Origin of the sequence: Sulfuriferula sp. GW1 (genome assembly GCF_047300855.1) — a bacterium.
In the GTDB taxonomy this organism is placed as follows: Bacteria; Pseudomonadota; Gammaproteobacteria; order Burkholderiales; family Sulfuriferulaceae; genus Sulfuriferula.
Genome location: NZ_CP170197.1, coordinates 844,025 through 870,995, shown reverse-complemented (window position 1 = coordinate 870,995; position 26,971 = coordinate 844,025). Strand labels below are relative to the sequence as shown.

The following is a 26,971-nucleotide window of genomic DNA, read 5'->3' as shown; positions in this document are numbered from 1 at the left end:
GGGACTTCGATTACCTGACCGGATCGTGGCAGATTCAGGCGCGGGGTAGTCGAATCATCCCGCCAAAACTGGCCCAACGTTTCCCAAGGAGTAAACTTGGACCACTATACCAGGGACTTCGTGATCGTCGTCGCGGCCCTCTGCGCCCTCGCCCTGTACGGCATGCTTGCGCCCTTCTGGGGCGCGCTGGCCTGGAGCATCTGTCTCGCTTACCTGCTGGCGCCGATGCAGAGCTGGCTGATGCGCAAGCTGAAGGGACGCGCCAACCTGTCGGCGGGAATCATCACCGTGCTGGTGCCCGTCCTGCTCGCGGGCCCCCTGCTCAGCCTTGGCGCGGCATTCGCGAATCAGGTCGCGGCTCTGGCCGTGCGCCTGCAACAACAGCCGCTGCGCTTCAACACCAGTCTACTCGCGCAACTGGAACACAATCCCTTCATCGGCAGCGTTGCCGAGTGGCTGCGCCATAACCTCGCCGCTACAACCGAACAAATTGATGCGTGGCTGGTCAGCGGCGCTCAGATGTTGCTGCAGTCACTGGCGGCCAGAGGCGGTAACTTCGTGCTCGGTGCCCTGACCACGTTCGTCCACTTCCTCATGATGCTGTTCCTGCTGTTCTTTCTGCTACGCGACGGCCGCCAGATGCTTGGCCGCGTGGTGCGCCTGGTACCGATGGAACCGCAGCGCAAGAGCGAGTTGCTCAAGCTGGTTGGCGACACGACCCGTGCCGTGGTCTACGGCGAGGTCTTGACCGCCCTCTTCCAGGGCGCCCTCGTGGGTATCGGCTTCGCTATCGCGGGGTTGTCCTCAGCCGTCGTGTTCGGCGTGCTGGCGGCGGCTTTTGCGCTGCTGCCGGTAGGCGGCACGGCCATCGTATGGGTGCCGACGGCCATTTTCCTGGCCGCCACTTCACAGTGGGACGGGGCGATCTTCATGTTGATCTGGGGCACGGGCGTGTCGGTCTCCGACAATCTGGTGCGGCCGTTGCTGATTTCGAGGCGGGCGCCGGTGTCGACACTCGCCGTATTCGTCGGCGTCATCGGCGGCGTCTCGGCATTTGGCATGATCGGCGTGATCATCGGGCCGGTACTGCTGACCGTCATCGTCGCACTGCTGCGGTTCCTCGACGAGAGGTTGTCGCATCAGCCTGACACATGAAAAGAAGAATGATCTAGCCCCGGCTTTCATAAGACTCTTTGGATTGGAAAAAAATTTCTCCAGGCAATGTGAGGGATCGAACAGACCATACACGTCTTCGAACTTATGCTGGGATCTCTTACTTAAATGGAGAAACCCTCATGAGTTATCTTGATCGCGATACGTATGGCATGTATAAATCTGGCGATGCAACCGGCCCAGGCCCATCCCTGATGGGCGCCGATACTTTAATAGGCGAAGATGTCTATAACCATAGGGAAGAGGATCTCGGAGACATCAAGGAAATCATGCTGGACATGCGCAGCGGTAGAATTGCCTATGCCGTGTTGTCATTTGGCGGATTTCTTGGTATGGGCGAAAAATTATTTGCGGTCCCCTGGAATGCCTTGACTCTGGACACTGTGAATAAGCGTTTTATTTTGAACGTGGAAAAGGAACGCCTCAAGGACGCACCTGGTTTCGATAAGGATCATTGGCCGAATATGGCTGACACCACTTGGGCAACAGGTATCCATAGCTACTATGGCACCAGCCCCTATTACGACGATCCCCTTTAATCCTCACTCGTCTGGGCCTGAAGAAAGCCGGCTCCCAAAATGCTTGTCGAATAGATCAAGCGTAATGGGAGCTTTTTTCAAGTGAGCGCCATTTTTAACCCGTGCTTTTCTAGCGGATCACGTGCCACACGTCTTTAACGTTATCACCCAGCTTGTCGCCGGGTTTTTGGTCCTTGGCGAACAGGTATACCGGCTTGCCTTTATAAGCCAGCTGCCTGGTCCCGTCATCGCGGGTGATGGCAGAATAGTCGCCGCCCAAGCTACCGGTTGCGGCGGCCGGTGGCCACAGTGCGGCGCACGGGCCGTAGCAGGCGCTTTTGCCGCTATTGGCGGTGTCTTTGTCGAAAGTATAAAGCGTCATTCCGGCGCTATCTGTTAACACGCCCCCCGACATCATGGCTGGCTGGTAGCTGGCGCAGCCTGCAAAGGCCAGGGCAAACAGGGCAGCGGCCAGATATTTTGCGATACGGTACATTTTTCTCTCCTTTAAATTGAAGTGCAGGGTCTTGCAAGGGAATGAACAGCCAGGCAGCCTGTTTTATTCTGCAAGCAGATAAATATTTATTTGGCTTGGTCCTGTCAAATTCCGGCCCTGCATCGTGCGCCGGGGGAAACACGGAGGCCTGGTTGACGCTCGGCACAGGTGCGCTTATGCGACAAGGCAATAAAAACGCCAGCAAGATATAATTGGCAACCCTTCATTCGCTCACGACCCGCATCCACATGCTTATCACCCGCCGCCTGGAATTCGACGCCGGGCATCGTATCCCCAACCACACCAGCCAGTGCAAACATTTGCACGGGCATCGCTACGCGATTGAAATCACGCTGTCCGGCGACATCATTACAGCCGAAGGACAATCCGCACAGGGTATGGTGATGGACTTTTCCGACGTCAAACGCATCGCCAAGGAGCAATTGGTGGACGCGTGGGATCACGCATTCCTGGCATATCGCGGCGACAAGGTGGTGTGCGACTTTCTGGCGAGTTTGCCGAACCACAAAACCGTTATTCTCGAAGTGGTGCCGACGGTTGAAAATCTTGCGCAAATCGCTTTCGACATTCTCAATCCCGCCTACCGGGATACGTATGGCAACCACCTGCGCCTGAAACAGGTGCGCATCTACGAAACACCCAACAACTGGGCGGATTGCATGCCAGGGGAATAATCCCGGAAAAGCAGTTGGTCCACAAAAAACACGAAAGTCACGAAAGGAAGATTGCATTGATCAGGCCATGCATCCATGCGCTACCGCTTGGAATATTTCCGTGCTTTTCGTGCCTTTCGTGGACAAATCGCTTTTTTAGATAAACACGGTGGCAAGTTAACCGGGATAAATCCTTCATTTTTTCATCTTGTTTTTTATGTCCTAGAATGGACAGATGAAAAATGGAAAATTTATGGCCGCATTGTGTGCCTTGGCGTTGCTGCCAGCACCATCCCTATGCCTGGCTTCGGAAGGGAACTCGAAAATGGGCTTGACCATCACCTCGACCGCATTCGCGCACCAGGGAACCATCCCCAGACACTACACCTGCGATGGCTCGGATACTTCACCGCCGCTGGCATGGCGCGGCGTACCAGCCAACGCGAAGAGCCTGGTGCTCATCGTTGACGATCCCGACGCGCCCGACCCGGCCGCTCCGCAACGCACCTGGGTACATTGGCTGCTCTACAATCTGCCCGTGACCAGCACCGGCCTTACTGAATGGATAACAGCGCTGCCGGCCGGCACCCTGGAGGGAAGCAACGACTGGAAACGCACCGGCTACGGCGGTCCGTGCCCGCCGATCGGGCGCCATCGCTACTTTTTCAAGCTCTATGCGCTGGATGAGGCGCTGCCGAATCTCGATCGCCCGGGCAAGGCTGCATTGGAAAAAGCCATGCAGGGGCACATCCTGATGCAGGCCGAACTCATTGGCCTGTACCAGCACCACTGATGCGATACACGGGAACTGCCGAGGCCATGCGGCCTGCATATCGGCAGCTGGTTTCATTCCGAAATCAGCCTGAGGAGGTTTTTTATGCAAGCATGGGGTAATACACAAGCCATACAGCTGGCCGACCTTTCGATGGCAACGATCCAGAAGGCCAGGGGCGTAGGCCGGGCAGCCAACCGACGCAATGCAAATATTCCCGCGCGCGGTAACAGGTGTAGGTGGATTTCTTTCTTGAAATTCTGCTACCCTTGCCCACGGTCTGGAACGGTGTGATTTAGCGCGTTGCGTCACTCCGGCCTGACATTTGCCAGACAAGCGTTTCACATCCCTGTTTCAGGGTAGTTCGAGTGTATCTAAATCAAACTTCAAGAGGCTTATAAATATGAAACTAAGCAAATTGCTTGCTACCTTAGTGATCCCCGTATTCAGTCTGGGCGCCGCCGCTGCGTCTGCTGCACCGGAGGATGCCGAGAAACCGGCTCAGATGAATCCGGCAGCACAGAAACTCGAGCCTATCCCTGCTGACAAGGACGAAGATTTGCGAGTGTTTTACCCGGACGGCAAGGTCGTCAAAGGTGAGAAGGCACTGGAATTGATGAAGGACGGGAAAACCGGATTCAATATATGGCTGGCAGGCAACCAGTTCTTTGCCATGGAAGAGGTCATCCATGCCTTCCAGAAACAGCATAAGGATGTGGTTGGAGTAGTCACGATGCCACCCGGAAAAGTAATGAACGCAGTCCTGAAAGGCGGCTGGGTTTATAAGGACAAGGAATATGCCATGACGCCTGACGTATTCGGCATGGTCGACATGGGTTCCATGCAAAAACTCAAGGAAGCCGGCAAGGGCAAGGATTATGTGACCTACATGCATAACCAGCTGGTGCTGATGGTGGCCAAAGGCAACCCCAAGAATATCAAGGGCATTGCCGATCTGGGCCGCCCCGACCTGCAAGTCATGCTTCCCAATCCCATCACCGAGGGGATCATGAAGTTTTATGCAAAAAAAGTGCTGCAGAACGATGGCCTGTGGGACAAGCTCTCTGCTGGCAAAGAATGCCAGTCCTGTTATGGCGCGCCTAATGTCTACTTCACCGCTGTGCACCACCGTGAAATTCCGGATGGCATCAACGCCGGCAAGGTGGATGTGGGCATCGTCTGGGCAACCGAATATCAGAATGCCATTGCGCACCATGCGCCGGTGAGCGTTGTGAATCTGCCTGAAAAAGACAGCATGAAAAATGAAGTAAATTACTTTGCCGGCGATGTCACTGACGCACCGCATGCCAAGGCAGCTGCGGAATACCTGAAATTTCTGGGAACACCTGCTGCCCAGGATGCCTACGCCAAGTTCGGCTTCATCAAAGCCACAAAAGAAGAGCTTGAAGTCCGCGCAATCAAGTAACATCGCTTGAAAGAGCCGGGCAACTTCCACCTCAGGATCGTTGCCCGGCCCAGTCCTTATTACACCCGCCATAACAACTGCCAGCACACTTCGATTACCTCCCCTTCGATTTTTTCATCTCTGGCATGCCGTATTGAATGGCGCTGCGCGGCATGGCATCGGGCTCCACCCACCGGCACAGACCAGACTCATCGGCCTGTATCGACACCCATACAGCGGGAACCAATGAGATATTGAGTCATCTTACTTTTGGATTTTTATTCCGCGAATCAGGAGGTTTTATGCAAGAAGTAGATCAGGACGTCCAGATTAAAAAAGTATTAACCCAGGCCAGACCTTTACCCGAAGATCCGCAAAAAGAGCGCGTGGTGTTATGGAAAGTCTTTCGCGACGAGGCTGAAGCGCTGGAATATTCCCATCACATTCTGCTGGAGCCCGACCAGAAAATCGTGGGGGGTCACGGCACAGATTCAGTCGGCGCATTTTTTTGGCTGGGCATCGAAGTGGCAGACCTGGAAGCATGGGGTAATACACAAGCCATACAGCTGACCGACCCTTTTGATAGCACCGATCCAAAAGGCCAGGGACGTGGACCCGGCACAGACTAGCATGGAGGGATATATCCGTCTCTATCCCATAGCATCGGGATCATGGGCATCTAGTGCCTTTTAACGCAGCTTGGTCAGGCTCTTATCCTTGGATATGGGCATTTCATTACTTTAAAAATAATCGGAGGTTTCCTGTGCGCCACTTCATTCGTTCCATGATCTTATTACTCGTTTTTTCCTGCGGCGCAGCCATTGCGCACACGGCAACCACGACTTCCGAACATGCAAAAGCGGCCGGTTTTAAGGTGCTGCTCGAGGTCAATAGTGCAGACCCGGTCACCTGGCATAATGCTGTCAACAATGCGACTCAGATCATGCAGGTTGTCGGAATGGACAAGGCGCAAGTAGAAGTGGTGGCATGGGGTGCGGGTATCAAGATGCTGGCCAAGGGCTCTCCGGTTGCTGAGCACGTTCAAAGCCTGTCTGATTATGGCGTTTCATTTGTGGCTTGCGGCAATACCATGAAAGCCCTGCATATGTCGCCCAAGGATCTGATCGCCGGGGTGAAAGTCGTTCCGGGCGCCATTGGTGAAATCGTTAAGCGGGACCATGAAGGCTGGACACAAATCAAGATGTAAACTGAAGGGGCCGCCATTATCATCAGGCGGCCTTTTTCTTTTCTGCCTGTTGAAGCACTTCGCTACCTACACAGACGGCAATCCGGTTTTTAACTGCGCAAACTCAGCACTGGCCACGCCTGCCTGACTGCCTGGGCACGCAGCGTGTCGTCGGGATCCACCGCCACCGGATGGGTAACCAGATTGAGTAGCGGCAAGTCATTCAACGAATCGCTGTAAAACCAGCTCTGCTCAAAGTCGCCCAAGGTCTTGCCGAGGCTGGCCAGCCATTCATGCAGACGCACAATCTTGCCTTCGCGGAAGCAGGGTGTGCCTGCCACGCGACCAGTGTAAACGCCGTTAACCAATTCGGGCTCGGTGGCAATCAGATGCGAGATGCCGAAAGCACGCGCGATGGGTGCGGTAACAAAACTATTGGTGGCGGTAATGATTGCAACGAGGTCGGCATCGGCCAGTTCGCGCTCAACCAGCGCCTTCGCAGCCGAGGTCATGATAGGCAGGATTTTTTGCAGCATGTAATCGGCGTGCCAGGCGTCGAGCTGGGCGCGCGCGTGGCGCGATAACGGCTTTAGCTGGAAATCGAGGAATTCGTGGATATCCAGCGTGCCCGCCTTGTATTGCTCGTAAAACGCATGATTGCGCGCCGCATACAGCTCACTGTCCAGCACGCCCTGCTCAATCAGGAATTGCGCCCACTCGAAGTCCGAATCCCCGGCCAGCAGGGTGTTATCGAGATCGAACAGAACGAGTTTCATAATGTGCTCCAGGATTTTAACCCAGCCGAGTATAGCGTAAAATTGCTCGTTTACTTCGCTCCGCCCGATCTCTCCAGATGAACTTCACCAATGCCCTGATTCCACACTCCTGGCTGCTCGTTTCGCTGCTGTTATTTGCTGCGGTGCTGGCCAGGGCACTGCTCGCCGCGCCCTGGGCTGTGCTCAAAAAACCCGGGGTGTTCAATCTGCTGCTGGGGGCAAGTGTGGCCGTGCTGGCGTTCTGGCAGATCAGGGCAGGCATCCAGCCCGGATTGAATCTCCATCTGCTGGGCGCCACGGCGCTCACTCTGTTGTTCGGTCCCTGGTTTGCCATTCTCGCGTTGACGCTGACGCTATTACTGTCCACGGCATGGGACGGCACCTGGCAAGCTTTTGCGCTGAACGGCCTGCTCATGGTGGTGCTGCCGGTCACGGTAAGCTGGTGGATTTACCGGCTGGTGGACAGCAAACTGCCCAATCATTTTTTTATCTATATTTTTTTCAATGCTTTCTTCGGGGCCGGGATCACCATCGCGGTGATGAGCTTTGCCGCAAGCTGGACCCTGGCGCTGGCGGGAGACTATCCATTCGATTATCTGCTGGGGAATTACCTGCCTTACTATCTGTTGATGGCCTGGTCGGAGGCGATGACCACCGGCATGATCATGACGGTACTGGTGGCGTACAAACCCCACTGGGTCGCCACTTTTGACGACAAGCACTACATAGACCGCAAGTGATGCAGCCTGACATCGTCGCGCCCCGGTTCTGGCAGCCGGCCGCCCTAAACTATCCGGAGGCGCTGCCGGTATCGGCGCACCACGATGAAATCGCCACGGCCATCCGCACCCATCAGGCGGTGATCGTGTGCGGCGCCACCGGTTCGGGCAAAACCACACAGTTGCCGAAAATCTGTTTGCAAGCCGGACGTGGTGTGATCGGCCGCATCGCGTGCACGCAGCCGCGCCGCATTGCCGCGCGCACGGTGGCGGCACGGCTGGCGCAGGAACTGGGTACGAACCTGGGCGAAGGCGTCGGCTACAAGGTGCGCTTCACCGACCAGGTGCGCAATGACACCGTGATCAAGGTACTCACCGACGGCATGCTGCTGGCGGAAACCAGCAGCGACCGCGACCTGCGCGCCTACGACACCATCATCATCGACGAGGCGCACGAACGCAGCCTGAACATCGATTTCCTGCTCGGCTACCTGCGCCAGTTGATGGCACGCCGCCCCGAGCTGAAAGTCATCATTACCTCGGCCACCATCGACGCCGAACGCTTTTCCAGACACTTCGGCGGCGCGCCGGTGATCGAGGTATCCGGGCGCACCTACCCGGTGGAAATCCGCTATCGCCCAATCGAAGCGCCGGAGCGCGCGACCGACGCCGCCAAGCCCCGCGACACCGACGAAGAGCGCCAGACCCAGGCCATCCTCGATGCCACCGACGAACTGGCGCGGCTGGGTGAAGGCGACATCCTCATCTTTTTACCGGGCGAGCGCGAAATCCGCGACCTCGCTGAAGCGCTGCGCAAGCATCATCCGCCGCATACCGAAATCCTGCCGCTGTTCGCCCGCCTGTCGGTGCAGGAACAGCAACGCATTTTCCATCCCGGCAACGCGCGCCGCATCGTGCTCGCCACCAATGTGGCGGAAACCTCGCTCACCGTGCCCGGCATCCGCTATGTGATCGACCCCGGTTGGGTTCGCCTGCTGCGCTATTCGCCGCGCACCAAGGTGGATCAGCTGCAGGTCGAACCGGTGTCGCAGGCTTCCGCCAACCAGCGCGCCGGGCGCTGCGGCCGGGTGGCGGCCGGGGTGTGCATCCGGCTGTATTCGGAACTCGAGTACAGCGCGCGCCCGGCGTACACCGACCCGGAAATCCTGCGCACTTCGCTGGCCGGAGTGATTCTGCGCATGTCTGCATTGCGCCTGGGCGCAGCGGCGGATTTCCCGTTTCTGGATGCTCCCGCGCCGCGCCTGATTGCCGACGGCTACCAGTTGCTGGAAGAGCTCAACGCGGTCACCGACCAGCGCCGTCTCACACCGATCGGCAAACAGCTGGCCAAGCTCCCGCTCGACCCCAAAATCGGCCGTGTGCTGCTCGCCGCGCAACAGTCGGGTTGCCTCGCCGAAGCGCTGGTGATCTGCGCCGCGCTGTCGGTGCAGGACCCGCGCGAGCGCCCGCCGGCGCAAACCGGCGCCGCCGACGACCGCCACAAAGCCTTTGCCGATGAGCATTCCGATTTCATCGGGCTGCTCAAGCTGTGGCAGTTTTACGATGAGGCCTTGAAGCACAAGAAATCCAACCGCAAGCTCATTGATGAATGCCGTGAGCACTTCCTCAATCCGCAGCGCCTGCGCGAGTGGCGCGAGGTACACGGCCAGCTTGCCAGCATGGCCAAAGAGATGGGACTGCGCATCAACGAAGAAGCCGCCAAATACGAGGCCATCCATCAGGCGCTGCTGGCTGGTTTCCTCGGCAACATCGGCGTGAAAATGGACGAAGGCGGCTACCAGGGTGCGCGCGGCATCAAGTTCCACATCCACCCCGGTTCCGCACTGGCGAAAAAATCGCCCAAATGGGTGATGGCGGCAGAGCTCACCGAAACCACGCGGCTGTATGCCCGCACCGTCGCCAGGATCGAACCCGAGTGGCTGGAATCCGTCGCCGCGCACTTGTTGAAACGCAATTATTTCGACCCGCACTGGCAGAGGAAAACCGCCCAGGTATCGGCCTTCGAGCAGGTACAGCTGTTCGGCCTGACCATCGTGCCGCGGCGCAGCGTGCATTACGGCAGCATCGACCCGGTGGAGAGCCGCCGCATTTTCATCCGCAGCGCGCTGGTGGCGGGAGAGTACGACACGCGTGCGCCGTTCTTCGCCCACAACGGCCAACTCATCGAGGAAATCGTCGAGCTGGAGCACAAGGCGCGACGCCAGGATGTGCTGGTCGACGAGGAGCGCCTGTTCGCGTTTTTCGATGCGCGTATCCCGGCCGGGATCGTCAACGGCAGCGGTTTCGACCAATGGCGGCGTGACGCGGAGCGGGAAAATCCGCGTCTGCTGTACCTTTCCCGCGACGACCTGATGCGCCACGGTGCGGAGTCGGTGACCGCGGACTGGTTTCCGCAGGCACTCACCATCGACGCCATCTCGTTACCGCTGAGCTATCGCTTCGAACCCGGCCATCCGCTCGACGGCATGACGGTAACCATACCGCTGGCGCTGCTCAATACCGTGCCGGGTTGGCACTTCGACTGGCTGGTGCCGGGCATGTTGCGCGAAAAACTCACCTGGTATGTCAAGGCGCTTCCCAAGCAGCTGCGCCGTGTATTCGTGCCGGTTCCGGACAGCGTCACGGCATTGATGGAAACGCTGACGCCGAGCCGAGCACTGACCGAAGCGCTGGCCGATGCGTTAACCCGGCGCAGCGGGTTGAAAGTGAGCCCGGCGGACTGGACGGATGCGCAGCCCGCACATCTCCGCGCCAATTTCCGTGTGATCGACAGCAACGGCCGCGAGCTGGCATCCGGACGCGATCTGATCGCGCTGCGCAAACAGCTGGGCGAAGCCGCGCAATTGACCTTCCGCGCGCAGGATACGACGTTTGAAAAAACCGGTTTCAAGCGCTGGGAATTCGGCGACGTTCCGGAAGAACTGCGCTTCGACCGCGCCGGGCAAGCGGTTACCGGCTACCCTGCCCTCGCCGACGACAAGGACAGCGTGGCGCTGCGGCTGTTCGATACGCGCCAGGCGGCAGAACGCGCACACCGTGCCGGGCTGACGCGCCTGTTCCGCCTCACCCTGACCGAGCAATTCAAATTCCTGGAAAAAAACCTGCCCGATCTTACCCGGCTGGCGCTGGCCTACCGCAGCCTGGGCGATGCCGACAGCTTGCGCGAGGAACTCATCCGCGCCATCGCCGAGCGCGCCTGCCTGGGCGATGACGAATTGCCGCGCACGCAAAAACAGTTCGAGGCTCAATTGTCCAAAGCGCGGGCACGACTCAAAACTGTGGCAGATGCCCTCTCCCGCACGGTGGGGCAAGTGCTGGACGAGCACACCCAGATTCTGGGCAAGCTCAAGGCGCCGTGGCCGCACGTCGTGAAGGACATTCAGGATCAATTGTCGCATCTGGTCTACGCGGGCTTTATCAGCACGACCCCGTGGACGCGCCTCCAGCATCTGCCGCGTTATCTCAAGGGCATCAATGTTCGGCTGTCCAAGCTGCCTGCACGGCTGGAACACGACCAGCGCCACACCGCTGCACTCATCGCACTCACCGCCCAATACCGCGCGCGCCTCGACAAGCACCGCAAGGCCGCCATCGACGACCCCGCGCTGGACGAATTCCGCTGGCAGCTGGAGGAACTGCGCATTTCCCTGTTCGCGCAGGAACTGAAAACCCCGCAGCCGGTATCTGTTAAGCGCCTGCAAAAACTGTGGGAGAATGTATTGCACTGAGGAGGTTCAATGCATCCAATTGCCCGGCAACTGAATATTCCCAACAGCATCACCCTGCTGCGCCTGATCCTGGTGCCGGTGGTGGTATGGCTGCTGACCGTCGGCTATTACGACTGGGCATTGTGGGTATTCATCGCGGCCGCATTGAGCGATGCATTGGATGGTTTTCTCGCGCGCATTCTGAACCAGCGCACCGAGCTGGGCGCCACCCTCGACCCCATCGCCGACAAGCTCATGCTGCTGTCCACGCTGGCGGTACTGGTGTGGCTGACGCTGCTGCCGGGCTGGCTGCTCGGCGCGATTGTGGTGCGCGATGCGGTGATCATCGGCGGCGCGCTGGCCTACCGGCGCCGCGCCGGACATCTGGAAGTCGCGCCCACCTGGCTGGGTAAACTGCATACCCTGCTGGAATTCGCACTGGCCGGACTGGTCATCGCTGACGCCGCTACACTCCTGCCCTTGACCGCATGGCTGGCGCCGCTGTTTTATCTGGTGCTGTTTACCGCGCTGACATCCGGCGCGCAATATGTCTGGCTATGGGGGCGCAGGGCGGCAACGCTGTGATCTGGCGCTTGTTCGCACTTGCGCCAGACAATAAAAAAGCCGGGCAGCTTGCGCCACCCGGCTTCAAATGATCTGCAACAAATCAGTTGAGGATCAGGATTTCCACGCGGCGATTTTCTGCACGACCCGCAGCCGTCTTGTTGCTGGCTATCGGCTTGGCTTCACCGAAACCTTTGGTGGTCATACGGCTGGCGGCAACACCTTTGCTTTCCAGATATTTTTTAACCGTCGCGGCACGCCGCTTGGATAGACCCATATTGTATTTCGCTGTGCCGATGCTGTCGGTATACCCGGCGATTTCCACATTGATATCCGGATAGGTTTTCAGCATCTCGGCATCTTTATCCAGCTTGGCCTTGCCGCTGGGACGCAGCGTTGCCTTGTCGAAATCGAAGTTGGTTCCTTCCAGGATGATCTTGGTCTGTGGTGCAGGACGCTCCATGGCCGGCTGCTCGACCGGAGCAGGTGCAGGTGCCGGAGTTGGCTCAGGAGCGGTGGCCGCCACAGGCTCCGGGGCCGGTTCCGGTCTCGGTGCCGGCGGTGTCGGTTTCGAACCCAGCGGGATCATCAGTCCGACAGTAGCAATCCAGTCGCCCGGATTCACACCGCCCATGTCATGAATGTAGCGGTAACGCACATCACCGCGCACGGCAATGTCCTTGATCCACTTCATGGCACCCAGGCCGGCGTTAGCTGCCCAGTTGGTTTCGGAAATGCCCGGCGCGCGTGTCTGGACACCGCCTACCCCGACCAGCGCATACGGGGAGAAGCTGGCGTTACGGTTAAAGATGTACAGCGCATCCAGGCCCAATCCGGTGTTCTTAAGAGTGCCCGTCCCGTTCTTGATATTGTATTCGGCGTAGTTGCTGTTCAGTTCCAGATTCCAGTTCTGGCTGATTGCTTTACCAACTCCCAGACCAAAACCGAAATCATTGTCGATCCCTTGCTTGTGGTACCAGTCACTGTCGGTAACGGTGTAATTGACCGACGGCGTCAGATACAAACGCGTATCCAATTCGGCGGCGAGCGCGTGACTTGCAACGACTGTGCAAGATAGCGCGGCCAGGGTACGGGTAATGCGGGACATAGTGTTCTCCTCAAGTCATAAAGTGTCATACAGATCGCGAGCCGTTACTTATGTTATTCATATCATGCATAGCAGCTTTTGCAATTTAGCTTGAATGAAGGCCGATGTTCTGTGCGTTAGCGCACTTATTCCAATTCGCAATAGAAAGGAGAGCAAGGCGGCGAGGAGGGGGCGATGACGAAGCCAACGCGGTAATCGGTTTTATTGCAAATTGGAATCAGGCATCCGGAGACAGTTGATCTACCTATTCAGTCCATACAGGGTTTGCATGTTCTTCACAAAACACCGTGACCAAAACGTCAACGCTTTCCTGAATCTTCATACGCGCTGACCATTCTGGTCACCGTCGAGTAGTGGACGCCGAAGTGCCGGGCGATCGCAGCCATGGTGTGCTGGCCTGACCGGTACGCGCACGCCATCGCCGCGTTGCGGTCGTAGCGCCGCTCGAAATCCGCCAGCGGCCGGGTCAGCCCGCGCCGCTGCGCACGCGGGATTTCATCCAGCGCCGGTTTCTTTTCGATTTGCATCTGCATCTTTTTCACGAATGGTTCCGAGCCCAGATAAATCTGACCCTGCAACTGTGACCACACGCTCGGCAAGCGCGCACCTTCATGCACGAACGCCACGCGTTTCCGGATCACGCGGCTGCGCTGGCGCCCTAATTGCGCCAGGATCCAGTCGGTCTGCAACCACTCCGGCGCAGGCGCCTGAGCGCAGGTGGCGAGGTTGCTGCCCCACGGCCAAGCTTCCAGCCGCTTCACCATGCTAAATGCAAAAGTCGAGTCAATTCAGGTGGACGATTTACAAGAGGTCCTTTCGGTTTGGTACATACGAGGGGCCGCAGGCTGATCAATTTTCAATGCGCATCCATGCTGAGTAATAAGAATGCAATACAGCCATAGCATATTGCGTCTTGACCTATGCAAACGAGATGTAAAAGCGTACCAATCTGGCATGGCCTAATCTACAAGAAAGAACAATATGCTCGATGACCTGACCTCAATCAAGTACCACCCCGCACTGGATCAAAATAGTCTGGCATCCATGGTTGCGGAAGAATCAGCAAGACCGAGGAACGGAACAAGAATGGACCGATACCCTAACATCGTCGCCTCTGAATTGCCCGACAGCCCGTCTGTTCGTCGCCTGCTCAGATATGTATCGCCGGTCGCGACAACCACCATCTGCATGGACATAGTGAGCCGCTTCCTGGACGAAGAAAGCCTCTATGCCCTGCCGGTGGTGGATTCCGCGAACAAGGCGATCACCCTTCTCGATCGGCACATTTTTCTGGAATTTTTCAGCCGTCCTTACGTCCGGGAAGTGTACGGCAATAAAACCATCGTCCATTTCCTGAACACAAAGCAGATGACGTACCAGAGCAAAACCCCAATCATGGTAGACGCAGCAAGCAGCATCGATGACGTCGCCCAGATCATCATCGATGCCGGAATGCAACACATGGTGAGCGGATTCATCGTGACCCAGAACCAACAATACGCCGGCATCGCCAATGGGCATGACCTGCTCCAGGACATCACTCATCGCAAACAGGACGAGCTATATTACCTGGCGCACTACGATCAGTTGACCAAAATTCCGAACAGAATGCTGTTCAACGATCGCCTCACGCAGGCGTGCCGGGAAGCGGTTCGCAAGGATACGCTGGTCGGACTGCTGTTTATCGACGTGGATCGCTTCAAGCAGATCAACGATTCTATGGGACACCGTTTCGGCGACCTACTCCTCGTCGCCCTGGCCGAGCGCCTGCAATCCTGTTCCCGGGATTGCGATACGGTGGGCCGCCTGGGCGGCGATGAGTTTGCGATATTGATGGATACGCCGCAAGACGCGGGCTCAATCAGCATGCTGTCCAAGCGCGTTGTCGATTCCATGAGAGAGCCGTTCCAGGTGATGGGCAAGGAGCTATACGTCACCGTCAGTGTCGGCACCTCGATCTTTCCGTCCGACGATGCCGAAATCGATGGCCTCTTCGCCAAGGCTGATACCGCCATGTACGAAGCGAAAACCAAAGGTCGAAATGGTTTCCAGGAATATATTCCAGGTCTTTCGATTTACAGTCCTGATCGCATGTCATTGGAGAGCGACCTGCGGGCAGCACTCAGAAACAACGAATTTGTGTTGCATTATCAACCGCAGATCTGTCTGGCTACAAACCAGATGGTCGGCGTGGAGGCGCTGATCCGCTGGCGCCATCCCAAGCACGGGTTGCTGTCTCCGGTACATTTCATTCCGACAGCCGAAGAAAATGGTTTGATTGTGGAAATCGGACGCTGGGTTCTGCGCGAAGCCTGCCGGCAATGCCGGCAATGGATCGACGCCCATCACGCAACACTAAGGGTCTCCATCAATATTTCCGCCCTCGAGTTCCGTCAGGCGGATTTCGTCGAGCAAGTGCGGGCGATTCTGAACGAAACCGGTATCGCGCCCAGCCATATCGAACTCGAACTGACGGAAAGCATCGTGATGCACAACGTCGGCGCTGTGCTAGCCATTCTGAACGAATTGAAGCGTATGGGGATTTTTCTGGCGATCGACGACTTCGGCACAGGCTTCTCCAGCCTGAATTACCTGAGACGATTTCCTATTGATCGACTCAAAATCGATCAGTCTTTTGTTCAAGGAATCGACCACATACCGGCCAACGAGTCGATCGTGCGCGCGATCACCTCACTGGCGCACAATCTATCGATGGAAGTGCTTGCGGAAGGGGCCGAAAGCGATGCGGAACTGGCTATTTTGATGGCGTGTCAATGCAACGAAGCCCAAGGATACTGGTTTGCCAAACCGATGCCGGCATACGAGGTGATGCCTTGGGTTGCTGCTTGGGAAGACAGGAAAAGCTGATTTAATCGCTGCGTTAGCGTAAAGCGACGGGGTCAGGTCTTGCGAAAACGACGGGGTCAGGTCTTGCATTAACATATTTTCTGGATGTAAAACGTGAGTGGATGTTGCACTGCAAGACCTGACCCCGTTGCTTTGGAGGGAGTCCATATATGGAGGGTTAACCCCTGTATGGAACGTTTGATTGAATGACTTTAACCGATGCATACCCTTTTCTAGCAAGATATTCTTTTATACTTTTTGCCGTCAACTCTTGATTTACAGTAGGTCCGACCCTAACCTCTAAGATTGGAAGTAATTCAGTGCCTACATGCTCCACAAATGAACTGTTGTATATATCTTTTGAGCTTATGTACGGCACTATTCTATCTTTACTGACGCGATGCTTTACATCATTAAAATGGTGCAAATGGTCTGTGGCGACGATAAGCCTTACTTCCTGCTCAGAAGAATATTCAGGGTGTTTAAAGTGAATAAATTCCATTGCAAGCCATGTGGATAGATCAGTCACCCAGGCTTGTACATCAACATCGTTTCCATGTTTCTTATCTAAATGGTACTCATATTTATATTTTCTAATTGTTCTTAGCAGTATTTTCACCTTTTCAACATCTTCATAAATTACTTTGCTAACTGATAGTATTGGCATGGCAAAAAAATGACTTAGCGATTTTCTACTATTGTCAAAGGTAATTGATATACCTTGACCATTTCTTGCATACGACCTCCATTGATCTAGACTATCCCCTCTTTTTGAAAAAGAGCAGACGTAATATGCTTGTTCGCAATAATTTTCTATTTGCGAGATAGCTCCGCTCAAAATTTCATAAAATTCGCTATAACGGCGTTTTTTTGAGAGCCTTTCCAGAAGGCTCTTTGTTAACTTTCTCCCATTTTCAAATTCCTCACTATCATTCAAAAACCTATGATCAGATAACCAAAAACCACCAGATTCGACTATTCCATATAGCCCATTTAAGTCAGTGTAATGACTAATAGTTGACCCGCTATAGGAAAACAAATCGATATCGAAATGTTTACGTTTGTAATCAGTGTCAAAACGGGCTCTTAAAAAACCAAATCGATTCTCTTTAGGTGATGTGAAATCCATAAATGGCTAACGTAATGTAGGCAGCTATTATTTGACGCAAGATATTGCGTCAAATAATATCTGCCTATTTTTATTTTAAAAATTAAAATTGTAACAATTCCATTGTGTTGCATTATTTTAGCCTATCCTACGAACTATGGAAATTTCTTCACCGTTAACAGCGCCTAAATTGCTGGATCAAGTGGGGGAAAAATCCGCTTCAAGCATTGCAGTTATCCGCACGCAAACGCAATATCTGCAATGGATCAAGTGCTTCATCCTGTTTTAGCGCCGCTTATATCGTCGCGTGCGTTTGGCGAGTGCAAATCGGGGACAAACCACCATTATTTTTCACTACCTGTTCCCGTCCCTTGCACTAAACTCGCCCTCGACAGGTGATCCATGCTATTCAATCGCTAAGGTTTTTGCGCACTCTTCGGCCGAAATGCCTTAATCACGTCTTCCCGGGTTTCCATATAAGGCCCGCCGATCAGGTCCACGCAATAGGGCACGGCCGCAAACACGCCATCCAGTGTTTCCTTGATCGCCTTGGGCTGGCCCGGCAAATTCAGGATCAGGCTGGTACCGCGCACTACGCCGACCTGGCGCGACAGGATGGCGGTGGGTACATATTTCAGGCCCACTGCGCGCATCGCCTCGCCAAATCCGGGCAGCTCCTTATCCGCTACAGCGCGCGTGGCTTCCGGCGTCACATCGCGCGGCGCCGGGCCGGTACCGCCGGTGGTGAGAATGAGCGCGCAAGCGCATTGGTCGGCCAGTTCTTTCAGCGTGGCTTCGATCAGCGGCTGTTCATCGGGAATCAGCCGGGTGTCGAAGCTGCATGGGTTATGCAATGCGGCTTCCAGCCATTCTTTCAGCGCGGGAATACCCTTGTCTTCGTACACGCCGCTGGAAGCGCGGTCGGAGATGGAAACCAGGCCGATATGAATCGTATCCATGGCCGCCTCAGAACGGCAACGCCAGCGCCGGTGCGGCCTCGTGCAGCACGCGCCGGAAATCGGCCTGGATGCGTTCGATGCCGGCCTGGGTATCCGCCTCGAAGCGCAACACGATCACCGGCGTGGTATTGGAAGGCCGCGCTAGGCCGAAGCCGTCGGCGTATTCCACGCGCAAGCCGTCCAGGGTGATGATTTCGCGGGCATCCGGGAAACGCGCGTTTTTTTGCAGCTTGTCCATCAGCACATAATGTTCGCCTTCGGCCATGGTGATGTTGAGTTCCGGGGTATTCACGGTGTCCGGCAGGCCATGCAGGGTGGCGTTGATATCAGCCTGCCTGCTCAGGTATTCGAGCAGGCGCGCCCCGGCATACATGCCGTCGTCGAAGCCGTACCAGCGCTCCTTGAAAAAGATATGACCGGACATCTCCCCGGCCAGCAGCGCGCCGGTTTCCTTCATTTTGGCCTTGATGAAACTGTGGCCTGTTTTCCACAGCAGCGGACGTCCGCCGCGCGCGCGGATCCAGTCGAACAGCTTGCGCGTGGATTTCACGTCGAAAATGATCTCGGCATCCGGGTTGCGGCTCAATACATCATCGGCGAACAGCATCAGTTGGCGATCCGGGAAGATGATGCTGCCGTCCTTGGTGACCACGCCCAGGCGGTCGCCGTCGCCGTCGAAGGCGAGACCGATTTCCGCGTCGCTGGTTTTCAGCCGGGCGATCAGGTCCACCAGGTTTTTCGGCTGCGACGGATCGGGATGGTGATTGGGAAAGTTGCCGTCCACCTCGCAGAACATCTCCTCCACCGTGCAACCCAGGCGGCGGTACAGTTCCGGGCCGAACGCGCCGGGCACACCATTGCCGGCGTCGACGATGATTTTCATCGGGCGTGCCAGCTTGATGTCGCCGGCGATGCGATCCAGATAGGCGGGTGCAATGTCGTGCTGGCTGTATAGGCCGCTGCCTTGCGCGAGGTCGTTGTTCTCCAGCCGCAGTCGCAGCGCCTGGATGGTGTCGCCGGACAGGGTCTCACCGCCTAAAACCATCTTCAAGCCGTTGTAGTCGGGCGGGTTGTGGCTGCCGGTGACCATCACGGCGGAATGCGTGTCGAGCTCGTAAGCCGCGAAATAGGTCATCGGTGTGGCCACCATGCCCAGATCGATCACGTCGATGCCGGCCTTCTGTATGCCGCGCGCCAGCGCTGCGGCCAGTTCCGGGCCCGACAAACGTCCGTCGCGGCCGATGCAGATAGCGGTCTGGCTGCGTGCAGCCGCTTCCGAACCAATCGCGTGACCGATGGCCTCGACGATCTCCGGGGTGAGTGTTTTACCGACGATGCCGCGAATATCGTAAGCCTTGAAAATTTCTTTTGGAAATGTAGTCATGAGAACTCCTGATAATAAAAATAAGAACGCACGCGGCTGAATTGTGTGGTTATGGTCAGACTATTCTACCTGTGTGACGTTGTCGTCATTGGCCGGTCTCAAAAAAACCCAGCGCCCGTTGCGGTAGCCAATTCACATTGCCGGGGAAAGGCCCTTGCAGAAATCCTACATGACCGCCTTGCGCCGGGAAATCCAGGGTAATCGCAGGTGAAACTTCGCCAGCACCGGGCAGCGCTGTGCCTGGCATGAACGGGTCATTACGCGCGTTGATGAGCAAAGTAGGCACGCGTACATGAATCAAGCCCGGTTTGCTGGACGCGCGCCGCCAGTAATCGTCCGCGCCCTGATAGCCATGCAACGGCGCCGTCACCAGGTCATCGAAGGCGTACAGCGAGGAGACGGCCTTGACCTGTTCGCGTGCATACAAGGCCGGATAGGCGTCGAGTTTTTGCAGCGCCTTTTGCTTGAGCGTGTATAAAAATTTTGCAGTGTAGGTATAGCGGTTAATGCCTTTGTCCAGGCTATGTCCGGCAACGGTAAGATCCAGCGGCGCGGAAATCGCCACCGCGCGGGTGATCAGCGCCATGGCATTTTCGCCCATTTCACCCAGCCATTTGAGCAGGGCATTTCCTCCCAGTGACACGCCGGCCGCATACACTGCAGCATGGCCGTTCTTCAGCTGCAGGCGCTTGAGAACGTAATCGATCTCGGCACTGTCGCCGGCAAAATAGGCGCGCGGGAGTCGATTGGGTTCGCCCGAACAGCCGCGAAAATTCACCACGACGCCGCGCCATCCGCGCTGCTTGACTGCATGCATCAGGGCCAGTGCATAAAACCCGCGCGAGTTGCCTTCCAGACCGTGAAACAACACCACCAGCGGCGCATCCGCGGCCGCGTCCATCCAGTCGAGGTCGAGAAAATCGTCATCCGGCAGTTCCCAGCGCTCGCGCCGATAGTCCATTTGAGCAACCGGCGCAAAGAAATAGGGGTAGATGGTTTGTAAGTCGCCGCCCGGCAACCAGGCAGGTGCCTGATATTCAGTGACACGGTATGGCATGGCATCTATTCCGGCAGGTCGCGCATGAACCACTGCCAGCCGGTTTCGCAGCAGAGGGATTTATTTCCGGATTCATTGTTGCCAGTATATCAAAACGGCCTGAGTTGAAACTTGGCACATGGCGCGACACTACGACCCAATGCCCCGGTTGCCCCTTCAATGCAGGGTCGGCGCCTTGCCGGTGGTCTGGGGATGCGGCGCGGGGGTGCCGTGATGCGCTACCAGACGCCAACCGTCATCCTCCAGTTGATACACGTTCGTGGCGAGCACATGCCCCTGTTGCGCCGTGTTTCCCGTCACGGTCAGCAGCTCCTCGACCAGATGCACTACCTGCGTAGCGCTGGCGTATTCACGCAGCACATTGACCTGTACCGTCACCCCGCTGCCACCGGCAAAAATCTGTTGCCAGCTCTTGCGTATCGCATCGACGCCCACCAGCACCGGACCCGTCGGATGAATGCAACTGATCTCCGCCGTGCTTGACCAGACAGCCATCATGGCCTCGACCTTGGCATCCTCAAAAGCCTGATAAAAGGCAATTTCGGCGAGTTCTACAGTTGAGTACATGTTTTCCTGAGCGTTAAAAAAAGCGGTAATTGAATCATGCGTAGCCTGGCAAACGGCTTGCCTGCATTGATGTTAGCCGATTTGGCTGTTGCATGCACCCGTCAAGGCGGTGCAGGACATGCCGGTGCGCGTCGCCGAACCAGGCAGAGCTCCGATCCGGCGCGGTCTCAGCCCATATGACTCAGTGTATAATCCGCAATTTGGATTGCCGCGCACTCCCACCTGACATGATTTTATATACCTTCCCACTTTTCGGCCTGTCCCCGGCGATTCGATGATCGCACGCTTGATTCAGCGCGTATTTGGCAAAAAAAACCGCTGCCGCCAAAAAATCCCGCCTGCAAAAAATCCCGCTCGAACAACACGGTCTGACTCGAGAGCGCATCCTGCCGTGCGCGCTGAAAGTCACCGATACCCTGCAACAGGGCGGCTTTGCGGCATTCATCGTCGGCGGCGCGGTGCGTGACCTGCTGCTCGGCAGGACCCCCAAGGATTTCGACGTCGCCACCAACGCCACTCCGGAACAGGTGCATGCGCTGTTCCGGCGTTCGCGCATTATCGGGCGGCGTTTCCGGCTGGTGCATGTGATGTGCGGGGCGGATACCATCGAAGTCTCCACGTTTCGCTCCAACGGCCTGGTGACGGAAGACGATGATGACCGCGCCACCGATGCAACCGGCCGCATCGTGCGCGACAACGTGTTCGGAAATCAGGAGGACGACGCGGAGCGCCGCGATTTCACTGTCAATGCCCTGTATTACGATCCCACCAGCCAGGAAATCTGGGACTATCGCGGCGGCGTTGCGGACATCGAACGCAAGACCCTGCGCATGATCGGCGACCCCGCCACACGCTATCGGGAGGACCCGATACGCATGCTGCGTGCGGCTCGCTTCGCAGCCAAGCTGGATTTCAAGATTGACGAGGCCACGCGCGCGCCGGTGGCGGAACTGGCCGACCTGCTGGAAAATGTGCCGCCGTCGCGTCTGTTCGACGAAATGCTCAAGCTGCTGTTGTCCGGCCACGCATTGCGTGGCGTACACCAGTTGCGTGCCGAAGGACTGCACCACGGCATATTGCCATTGCTGGATACCATCCTGGCGCAACCTGAAGGCGAGCGCTTTATCACCGCTGCGCTGCACAATACCGACTTGCGCGTGCAGGCGGGCAAACCGGTGTCACCCGCGTTCCTGTTTGCCACCCTGCTTTGGCATGAACTGCAAAGCGACTACAAGGCACGTATTGCGGCGGGCACAAAACCTGCGCCTGCATTGTTCGAAGCAATGGATACGGTACTCGACCGCCAGCGCGAACGGCTGGCCGTACCGCGCCGCCTGGATGGCACGATGAAAGAAATCTGGAGCATGCAGGCGCGCTTCGAACAGCGTTCTGGCAGCCGCCCCTACCGCCTGTTGCCGCACCCGCGCTTTCGCGCCGGTTACGATTTTTTACTGCTGCGCGCGCAGAGCGGCGAAGTGGCGCAGGAACTGGGCGACTGGTGGACCACCTTCCAGGACGCCTCGGAAGAAACCCGCGCTGCCATGCTGCTGCCCGAGACCCAGGGCGCGCCCAAGCGCCGCCGCAAACGCGGCAAGAAGCCGGCGCTCGCCAGTGAACCGGCTGGCGAAGCATGAATTCCTGCACACCCGCCAGGCTGCCGGCGCACGCCTTTGTCGCACTCGGCAGCAATTTGTCCGACCCCGCCGGACAGGTACTGGCGGCGCTCGACGCCATCGCCGCCCTGCCCGACACCCGCCTGCTGGCGCGCTCCTCGTTATATCTGAATGCGGCGGTAGGCTATGCCGATCAGCCTGACTTCATCAACGCCGTGGCGCAGCTCGAAACCAGCCTCGCACCGCACCAGCTGCTCGATGCCCTGCTCAACATCGAGCACGCATTCGGACGTGAGCGCACCTTCCGCAATGCGCCGCGCGTGATCGATCTGGACGTACTGAGCTATGCCGCGCTGCAATGCCACGATGCCGGGCTGACGCTGCCGCATCCGCGCATGCACGAGCGCGCCTTCGTGCTGGTGCCGTTGCTGGAAATCGCGCCGGACATGGTGATCCCCGGCTTGCAGGCCGCCGCCCATTACCTGCCCGGCGTGAGCGGGCATGGCCTGACGCGGGTGGCCGACAACTGGATCAGCAAGAACAAGAGCACAGAAAAAAGACCATGAAAAATGCTGGAAAAATATCGCTATATCGCTGTTGAAGGCCCGATAGGCGCTGGCAAAACCAGTCTGGCGCGGCGCATCGCAGACCATTTGCACGCGGACGTGCTGCTGGAAGGCGCAAGTGAAAACCCCTTCCTGCCGCGTTTTTATCAGGACCCGAAGCGCCACGCACTGGCCACTCAGCTGTTTTTTTTGTTCCAGCGCAGCGCTCAGGTGCAGGATCTGCAGCAATCCGATCTGTTTCGCCACAATACCGTGGCGGATTTTTTACTGGACAAGGATTTGCTGTTCGCGCGTCTGAATCTTGATGACGACGAGTTTCGCCTGTACCAGAAAATCTACGATGAACTCCAGCCCAAGGCGCCGGTGCCCGACCTGGTGATCTACCTGCAGGCCAGGCCGGATGTTTTGCAGGCGCGCGTGTTCGGACGCGGCATTGACTACGAGCGCAATATCTCGACCGATTATCTGCGCCGCCTGACCGAGAGCTACACGCGCTATTTTTACAACTACACGGCGGCGCCGCTGTTCATCGTCAACTGCGAGCACCTCAATTTCGTGCAAAACGACGCGGACTTCGCGCTGCTCATGCAGCAGATTCAGGCGATGCGCGGCAATCGCGAATTTTTTAACCGGGCGGTATAAAATCGCACCATGAAAACAACGCTGACCACTTTGCAGCAGCGCGCAGGCCAGGGCGAAAAGCTCGCCGTGCTGACCTGCTATGACGCCACTTTCGCCACCCTGCTGGAAACCGCCGGCGTGGATATGCTGCTGGTCGGCGATTCGCTGGGTATGGTGCTGCAAGGCCGGGGTTCCACGCTGCCGGTAAGCCTGCCGGACATGGCCTACCACACCGCTGCCGTGGCGCGCGGCGCGACGCATAGCTTCATCATCGCCGACCTGCCGTTCGGCAGCTATCAGGCCAGCCCGGCACAGGCGCTGCAATCGGCAGCAGCATTGATGGCGGCGGGCGCGCATTGCGTCAAACTCGAAGGCGGCGCAGTGATGGTCGAAACCATTGCATTCCTCAGCGCGCGCGGTATTCCGGTGTGCGCGCATATCGGCCTGCTGCCGCAATCGGTGAATGCGCTGGGCGGTTACAAAGTGCAGGGAAAAACCGACAGCGCCGCGCAACAGTTGCGTGCCGATGCGCAGGCGCTCGAGCAGGCAGGGGCGTGCATGGTGCTGATGGAAGCGGTCCCGGCCGCGCTCGCCAAATCCATCACGGAGACGCTGCATGTGCCCACCATCGGCATCGGCGCCGGCCCGGATTGCTCTGCACAGGTGCTGGTTCTGCACGACATGCTCGGCATTACCCCCGGCAAGCCGGCGCGCTTTGTGAAAAATTTCATGGCGGGTGCGGACAGCATTCAGGCTGCGGTGAGCGCCTATGTGCAGGCAGTCAAAGGCGGACAGTTCCCGGCGCCGGAACATTGTTTCTGACGGCCTGAAAACCGCCACAGAAGACGCAGAGGTCACGGCGCAAACCGGGTTTCACTCGGCGGCCTCGGTGATCTCTGTGGCAACCGGAATTGGTTTTAAAACCCATGCAAACCATCTACACGATCCCCGAAATGCGCCGTTGGCGCGCCGAACACAATGACCTGGCCCTGGTAGCCACCATGGGCAACCTGCATGCAGGCCATCTCGCGCTGGTACGACTGGCGCGCCGACATGCTGCCCGGGTGGCCGTCAGCATCTTTGTGAATCCGCTGCAATTCGGCGCAAACGAGGATTTTTCGCGTTATCCGCGCACGCTGACCCACGATTGCGAGCTATTACGCGAGGCCGGTGCAGACGTCGTTTTCGCACCCGATGCGCCAGAACTCTTCCCGCACCCGCAAAGCTACCATGTCGAGCCACCCGCCCTGGCCGATGAGCTGTGCGGCGCATTCCGCCCCGGGCATTTCCGCGGCGTGGCGACTATCGTCATGAAGCTGTTCAACATTGTGCAGCCGCGTGTGGCGCTGTTCGGGCAAAAAGACTATCAGCAGCTGGCGATTATTCGCGGCATGGTGGCGGATTTGAATGTGCCGGTCACGATTGTGGCCGGCGCGACCGTGCGCGCCGCCGATGGCCTGGCGCTGTCGTCGCGCAATGGCTTCCTGAGCGAGCCGGAGCGCGCCGAGGCGCCGCGCCTGTACCAGACCTTGAGTTCAATTTGCGACCGGCTGGCGGCCGGAGAGCGGGATTTTACAGCGCTGGAGCTGGCTGCCACCGCCACCCTCGCCGTCCATGGCTGGCGCGTCGATTACATCGCCATTCGCAGCCCCGCACTCACCCTGCCCGAGCCCGGCGAAACCCGCTTCGTCGTACTCGGTGCGGCGCACCTGGGCAGCACACGGCTGATCGACAATATCGAAGCCGGTGGCGCAGAAACTTTATAGTTTATAATGGCGGTCTAATATTCGTTCCCTGAGCGAGGGCGAGACCATGCAAAGAACCATGCTGAAATCCAAGTTGCACCGTGTGCGAGTCACCCAATCGGAACTGCACTATGAAGGCTCGTGCGCAATCGACGAAACCCTGCTGGAAGCCGCCGATATTCGCGAGTACCAGCAGATCGACATCTACAACGTGACCAACGGCGAACGCTTCACCACCTACGCCATTCGCGCCGAGCGCGATTCCGGCACCATTTCCGTCAACGGCGCCGCCGCGCACAAGGCCAACCCCGGCGATCTGCTGATTATCGCCACCTATGCCAGCTACAACGAAATCGAACTGCAAAAGTTCGCGCCGCAACTGGTGTATGTGGATGAACACAACCGCGTCGCCGCCAGGCGCAATGAGATACCGGTGCAGGCTGCACAAGCCTGACAAAATGACGCTATCCATGAAAAGGCCAGCTCACAAGCTGGCCTTTTCATTTGGATGACCGGGCCAATACAGGCATAGAATGATCTGGCATCGCCATGCCGTGCAAAATGCCTGATACAAAAAAGAGGGGGACATCATGCTGAAACATCACTTTATCCACAGTATATTTGCCGCATCCGTCGTACTCGGGGCTGCTCCGGCCCATGCCTTTGATTTGGGCGGAATAATCAATAGCGACCAGCTCCAGAATCTCGGCAAATCCTTGCCCCAGAACCCGGATAACTCGTCCGCATCGGCCGCTGGTTTGGCCGGCATCAGCAACAAGGATCAGGTCGGCAGCCTGAAACAGGCGCTCACGCAAGGTGCAGAAACGGCCGTACGCGAACTGGCAAAACAAAACGGCTACCTTGGAAATGACAAGGTGCGCATCCCTTTGCCGGGAAACCTGCAAAAAATAGCCGGTCTGATGCAGACAGTGGGAATGGGGAAATACGCCGACGACTTGATCACTTCGATGAATCGCGCCGCTGAAGCCGCCGTGCCAGAAGCGAAAACGCTGCTGGTCGGTGCGGTAAAAAGCATGAGCGTCAACGACGCCAGGGGCATCCTCACCGGCGGCAATGACGCCGCCACGCAATACTTCCGCATGAAGACCGAAACCGCGCTGGCCGGAAAATTCAAACCCATCGTGGAGAAATCAATGGAGAAAGTTCAGCTTGCCCGGAAATACGACGAGTTTGCTGCAAAAGGCGCAGCGTTGGGCCTGGTGGATCAGCGCAACGCCAACATGAACGACTACGTCACCCGCAAGGCATTGGACGGTTTGTTCGTGATGATGGCGGAGCAGGAAAAAGCGATCCGCGCGAATCCGCTGGAGGCGACGGGAGCACTGGCGAAGAAGGTTTTTTCGGCCATCAAGAACTGAATTCCG

General features: G+C 57.3%; 27 protein-coding genes. 18 read left to right on the top strand and 9 right to left on the bottom strand.

The features are described from left to right. Window positions 1-96 precede the first annotated feature (96 nt). Complete coding sequence (locus ACFDAU_RS04455; RefSeq protein ID WP_413438810.1) at window positions 97-1,155, top strand: AI-2E family transporter; 1,059 nt, start codon at window positions 97-99, stop codon at window positions 1,153-1,155. Between the two features lie 140 nt (window positions 1,156-1,295). Continuing rightward, entirely contained in the window at window positions 1,296-1,712 is a 417-nt protein-coding gene (locus tag ACFDAU_RS04450) for a PRC-barrel domain-containing protein (protein WP_413438809.1), read from the top strand. Between the two features lie 109 nt (window positions 1,713-1,821). Here ACFDAU_RS04450 and ACFDAU_RS04445 read toward each other — a convergent pair whose 3' ends face one another. Next, the gene (locus ACFDAU_RS04445; protein ID WP_413438808.1) at window positions 1,822-2,187 is read right to left on the bottom strand and encodes a hypothetical protein; all 366 of its coding nucleotides are present in this window, start codon (window positions 2,185-2,187) and stop codon (window positions 1,822-1,824) included. A 248-nt stretch (window positions 2,188-2,435) separates the two neighbouring features. On the opposite strand from ACFDAU_RS04445, the gene queD reads away from it, so the two are divergent. The 5 genes from queD to ACFDAU_RS04420 all read left to right on the top strand — a co-directional run bounded on the left by queD (window position 2,436) and on the right by ACFDAU_RS04420 (window position 6,245). Further along, entirely contained in the window at window positions 2,436-2,882 is a 447-nt protein-coding gene (gene queD / locus ACFDAU_RS04440; protein ID WP_124705885.1) for a 6-carboxytetrahydropterin synthase QueD, read from the top strand. Window positions 2,883-3,186: 304 nt separating this feature from the next. Beyond that, on the top strand, window positions 3,187-3,654 hold the full coding sequence (locus ACFDAU_RS04435) for a YbhB/YbcL family Raf kinase inhibitor-like protein (protein WP_413439501.1): 468 nt from the start codon (window positions 3,187-3,189) through the stop codon (window positions 3,652-3,654). Window positions 3,655-4,036: 382 nt separating this feature from the next. Beyond that, on the top strand, window positions 4,037-5,059 hold the full coding sequence (locus tag ACFDAU_RS04430; RefSeq protein ID WP_413438807.1) for a molybdate ABC transporter substrate-binding protein: 1,023 nt from the start codon (window positions 4,037-4,039) through the stop codon (window positions 5,057-5,059). Between the two features lie 137 nt (window positions 5,060-5,196). Then, complete coding sequence (locus ACFDAU_RS04425; RefSeq protein WP_413438806.1) at window positions 5,197-5,667, top strand: hypothetical protein; 471 nt, start codon at window positions 5,197-5,199, stop codon at window positions 5,665-5,667. Window positions 5,668-5,801: 134 nt separating this feature from the next. Next, window positions 5,802-6,245, top strand: coding sequence for a DsrE family protein (locus ACFDAU_RS04420; protein ID WP_413438805.1), 444 nt, complete (start codon window positions 5,802-5,804; stop codon window positions 6,243-6,245). Between the two features lie 89 nt (window positions 6,246-6,334). On the opposite strand, the gene ACFDAU_RS04415 is transcribed toward ACFDAU_RS04420, so the two are convergent. After that, window positions 6,335-7,000, bottom strand: coding sequence for an HAD family hydrolase (locus ACFDAU_RS04415; RefSeq protein WP_413438804.1), 666 nt, complete (start codon window positions 6,998-7,000; stop codon window positions 6,335-6,337). Window positions 7,001-7,077: 77 nt separating this feature from the next. Here ACFDAU_RS04415 and ACFDAU_RS04410 point away from each other — a divergent pair, with 77 nt between their 5' ends. From ACFDAU_RS04410 to ACFDAU_RS04400, 3 genes are read left to right on the top strand one after another with little or no spacing between them, the layout of a single operon-like run. Next, window positions 7,078-7,740 carry an energy-coupling factor ABC transporter permease gene (locus tag ACFDAU_RS04410; protein ID WP_413438803.1) on the top strand — a complete coding sequence of 221 codons (663 nt, stop codon included), beginning with the start codon at window positions 7,078-7,080 and terminating at the stop codon, window positions 7,738-7,740. After that, window positions 7,740-11,468, top strand: coding sequence for an ATP-dependent RNA helicase HrpA (hrpA, locus tag ACFDAU_RS04405; protein ID WP_413438802.1), 3,729 nt, complete (start codon window positions 7,740-7,742; stop codon window positions 11,466-11,468). The genes ACFDAU_RS04410 and hrpA overlap by 1 nt, the downstream gene beginning before the upstream one ends. A gap of 9 nt (window positions 11,469-11,477) precedes the next feature. Further along, entirely contained in the window at window positions 11,478-12,032 is a 555-nt protein-coding gene (locus tag ACFDAU_RS04400; protein ID WP_413438801.1) for a CDP-alcohol phosphatidyltransferase family protein, read from the top strand. 82 nt (window positions 12,033-12,114) lie between these two features. Here ACFDAU_RS04400 and ACFDAU_RS04395 read toward each other — a convergent pair whose 3' ends face one another. Further along, window positions 12,115-13,119, bottom strand: coding sequence for an OmpA family protein (locus tag ACFDAU_RS04395; protein ID WP_413438800.1), 1,005 nt, complete (start codon window positions 13,117-13,119; stop codon window positions 12,115-12,117). A gap of 299 nt (window positions 13,120-13,418) precedes the next feature. Further along, window positions 13,419-13,883: a helix-turn-helix domain-containing protein gene (locus ACFDAU_RS04390; protein ID WP_413438799.1), complete on the bottom strand. Its 465-nt coding sequence runs from the start codon at window positions 13,881-13,883 to the stop codon at window positions 13,419-13,421. Between the two features lie 217 nt (window positions 13,884-14,100). Here ACFDAU_RS04390 and ACFDAU_RS04385 point away from each other — a divergent pair, with 217 nt between their 5' ends. Next, window positions 14,101-15,987, top strand: coding sequence for an EAL domain-containing protein (locus tag ACFDAU_RS04385; protein ID WP_413438798.1), 1,887 nt, complete (start codon window positions 14,101-14,103; stop codon window positions 15,985-15,987). A gap of 157 nt (window positions 15,988-16,144) precedes the next feature. Here ACFDAU_RS04385 and ACFDAU_RS04380 read toward each other — a convergent pair whose 3' ends face one another. The 5 genes from ACFDAU_RS04380 to ACFDAU_RS04360 all read right to left on the bottom strand — a co-directional run bounded on the left by ACFDAU_RS04380 (window position 16,145) and on the right by ACFDAU_RS04360 (window position 21,041). Further along, complete coding sequence (locus ACFDAU_RS04380; RefSeq protein ID WP_413438797.1) at window positions 16,145-17,095, bottom strand: DUF2971 domain-containing protein; 951 nt, start codon at window positions 17,093-17,095, stop codon at window positions 16,145-16,147. A gap of 395 nt (window positions 17,096-17,490) precedes the next feature. Continuing rightward, window positions 17,491-18,033 carry a molybdopterin adenylyltransferase gene (mog, locus tag ACFDAU_RS04375; protein ID WP_413438796.1) on the bottom strand — a complete coding sequence of 181 codons (543 nt, stop codon included), beginning with the start codon at window positions 18,031-18,033 and terminating at the stop codon, window positions 17,491-17,493. Window positions 18,034-18,040: 7 nt separating this feature from the next. Further along, complete coding sequence (locus tag ACFDAU_RS04370) at window positions 18,041-19,417, bottom strand: phosphomannomutase/phosphoglucomutase (protein ID WP_413438795.1); 1,377 nt, start codon at window positions 19,415-19,417, stop codon at window positions 18,041-18,043. A gap of 85 nt (window positions 19,418-19,502) precedes the next feature. After that, the gene (locus tag ACFDAU_RS04365; protein ID WP_413438794.1) at window positions 19,503-20,474 is read right to left on the bottom strand and encodes a hydrolase; all 972 of its coding nucleotides are present in this window, start codon (window positions 20,472-20,474) and stop codon (window positions 19,503-19,505) included. Window positions 20,475-20,630: 156 nt separating this feature from the next. Continuing rightward, window positions 20,631-21,041, bottom strand: coding sequence for a YybH family protein (locus ACFDAU_RS04360; RefSeq protein ID WP_413438793.1), 411 nt, complete (start codon window positions 21,039-21,041; stop codon window positions 20,631-20,633). Window positions 21,042-21,343: 302 nt separating this feature from the next. Between ACFDAU_RS04360 and pcnB the strand changes: the two genes are divergently transcribed. The 7 genes from pcnB to ACFDAU_RS04325 all read left to right on the top strand — a co-directional run bounded on the left by pcnB (window position 21,344) and on the right by ACFDAU_RS04325 (window position 26,965). Continuing rightward, window positions 21,344-22,675, top strand: a complete 1,332-nt coding sequence (pcnB, locus tag ACFDAU_RS04355) for a polynucleotide adenylyltransferase PcnB (protein ID WP_413438792.1) — start codon at window positions 21,344-21,346, stop codon at window positions 22,673-22,675. After that, window positions 22,672-23,220, top strand: a complete 549-nt coding sequence (gene folK / locus ACFDAU_RS04350) for a 2-amino-4-hydroxy-6-hydroxymethyldihydropteridine diphosphokinase (RefSeq protein WP_413438791.1) — start codon at window positions 22,672-22,674, stop codon at window positions 23,218-23,220. Before pcnB ends, folK begins: the two co-directional genes overlap by 4 nt. 3 nt (window positions 23,221-23,223) lie before the next feature. Then, window positions 23,224-23,862, top strand: coding sequence for a deoxynucleoside kinase (locus tag ACFDAU_RS04345; protein WP_413438790.1), 639 nt, complete (start codon window positions 23,224-23,226; stop codon window positions 23,860-23,862). Between the two features lie 9 nt (window positions 23,863-23,871). Continuing rightward, window positions 23,872-24,663, top strand: a complete 792-nt coding sequence (gene panB, locus ACFDAU_RS04340) for a 3-methyl-2-oxobutanoate hydroxymethyltransferase (RefSeq protein WP_413438789.1) — start codon at window positions 23,872-23,874, stop codon at window positions 24,661-24,663. 104 nt (window positions 24,664-24,767) lie between these two features. After that, window positions 24,768-25,607, top strand: coding sequence for a pantoate--beta-alanine ligase (gene panC / locus ACFDAU_RS04335; protein WP_413438788.1), 840 nt, complete (start codon window positions 24,768-24,770; stop codon window positions 25,605-25,607). A 46-nt stretch (window positions 25,608-25,653) separates the two neighbouring features. Continuing rightward, the gene (gene panD / locus ACFDAU_RS04330; protein ID WP_413438787.1) at window positions 25,654-26,040 is read left to right on the top strand and encodes an aspartate 1-decarboxylase; all 387 of its coding nucleotides are present in this window, start codon (window positions 25,654-25,656) and stop codon (window positions 26,038-26,040) included. 136 nt (window positions 26,041-26,176) lie between these two features. Further along, complete coding sequence (locus ACFDAU_RS04325) at window positions 26,177-26,965, top strand: DUF4197 domain-containing protein (protein ID WP_413438786.1); 789 nt, start codon at window positions 26,177-26,179, stop codon at window positions 26,963-26,965. The last annotated feature ends 6 nt before the right edge of the window (window positions 26,966-26,971 follow it).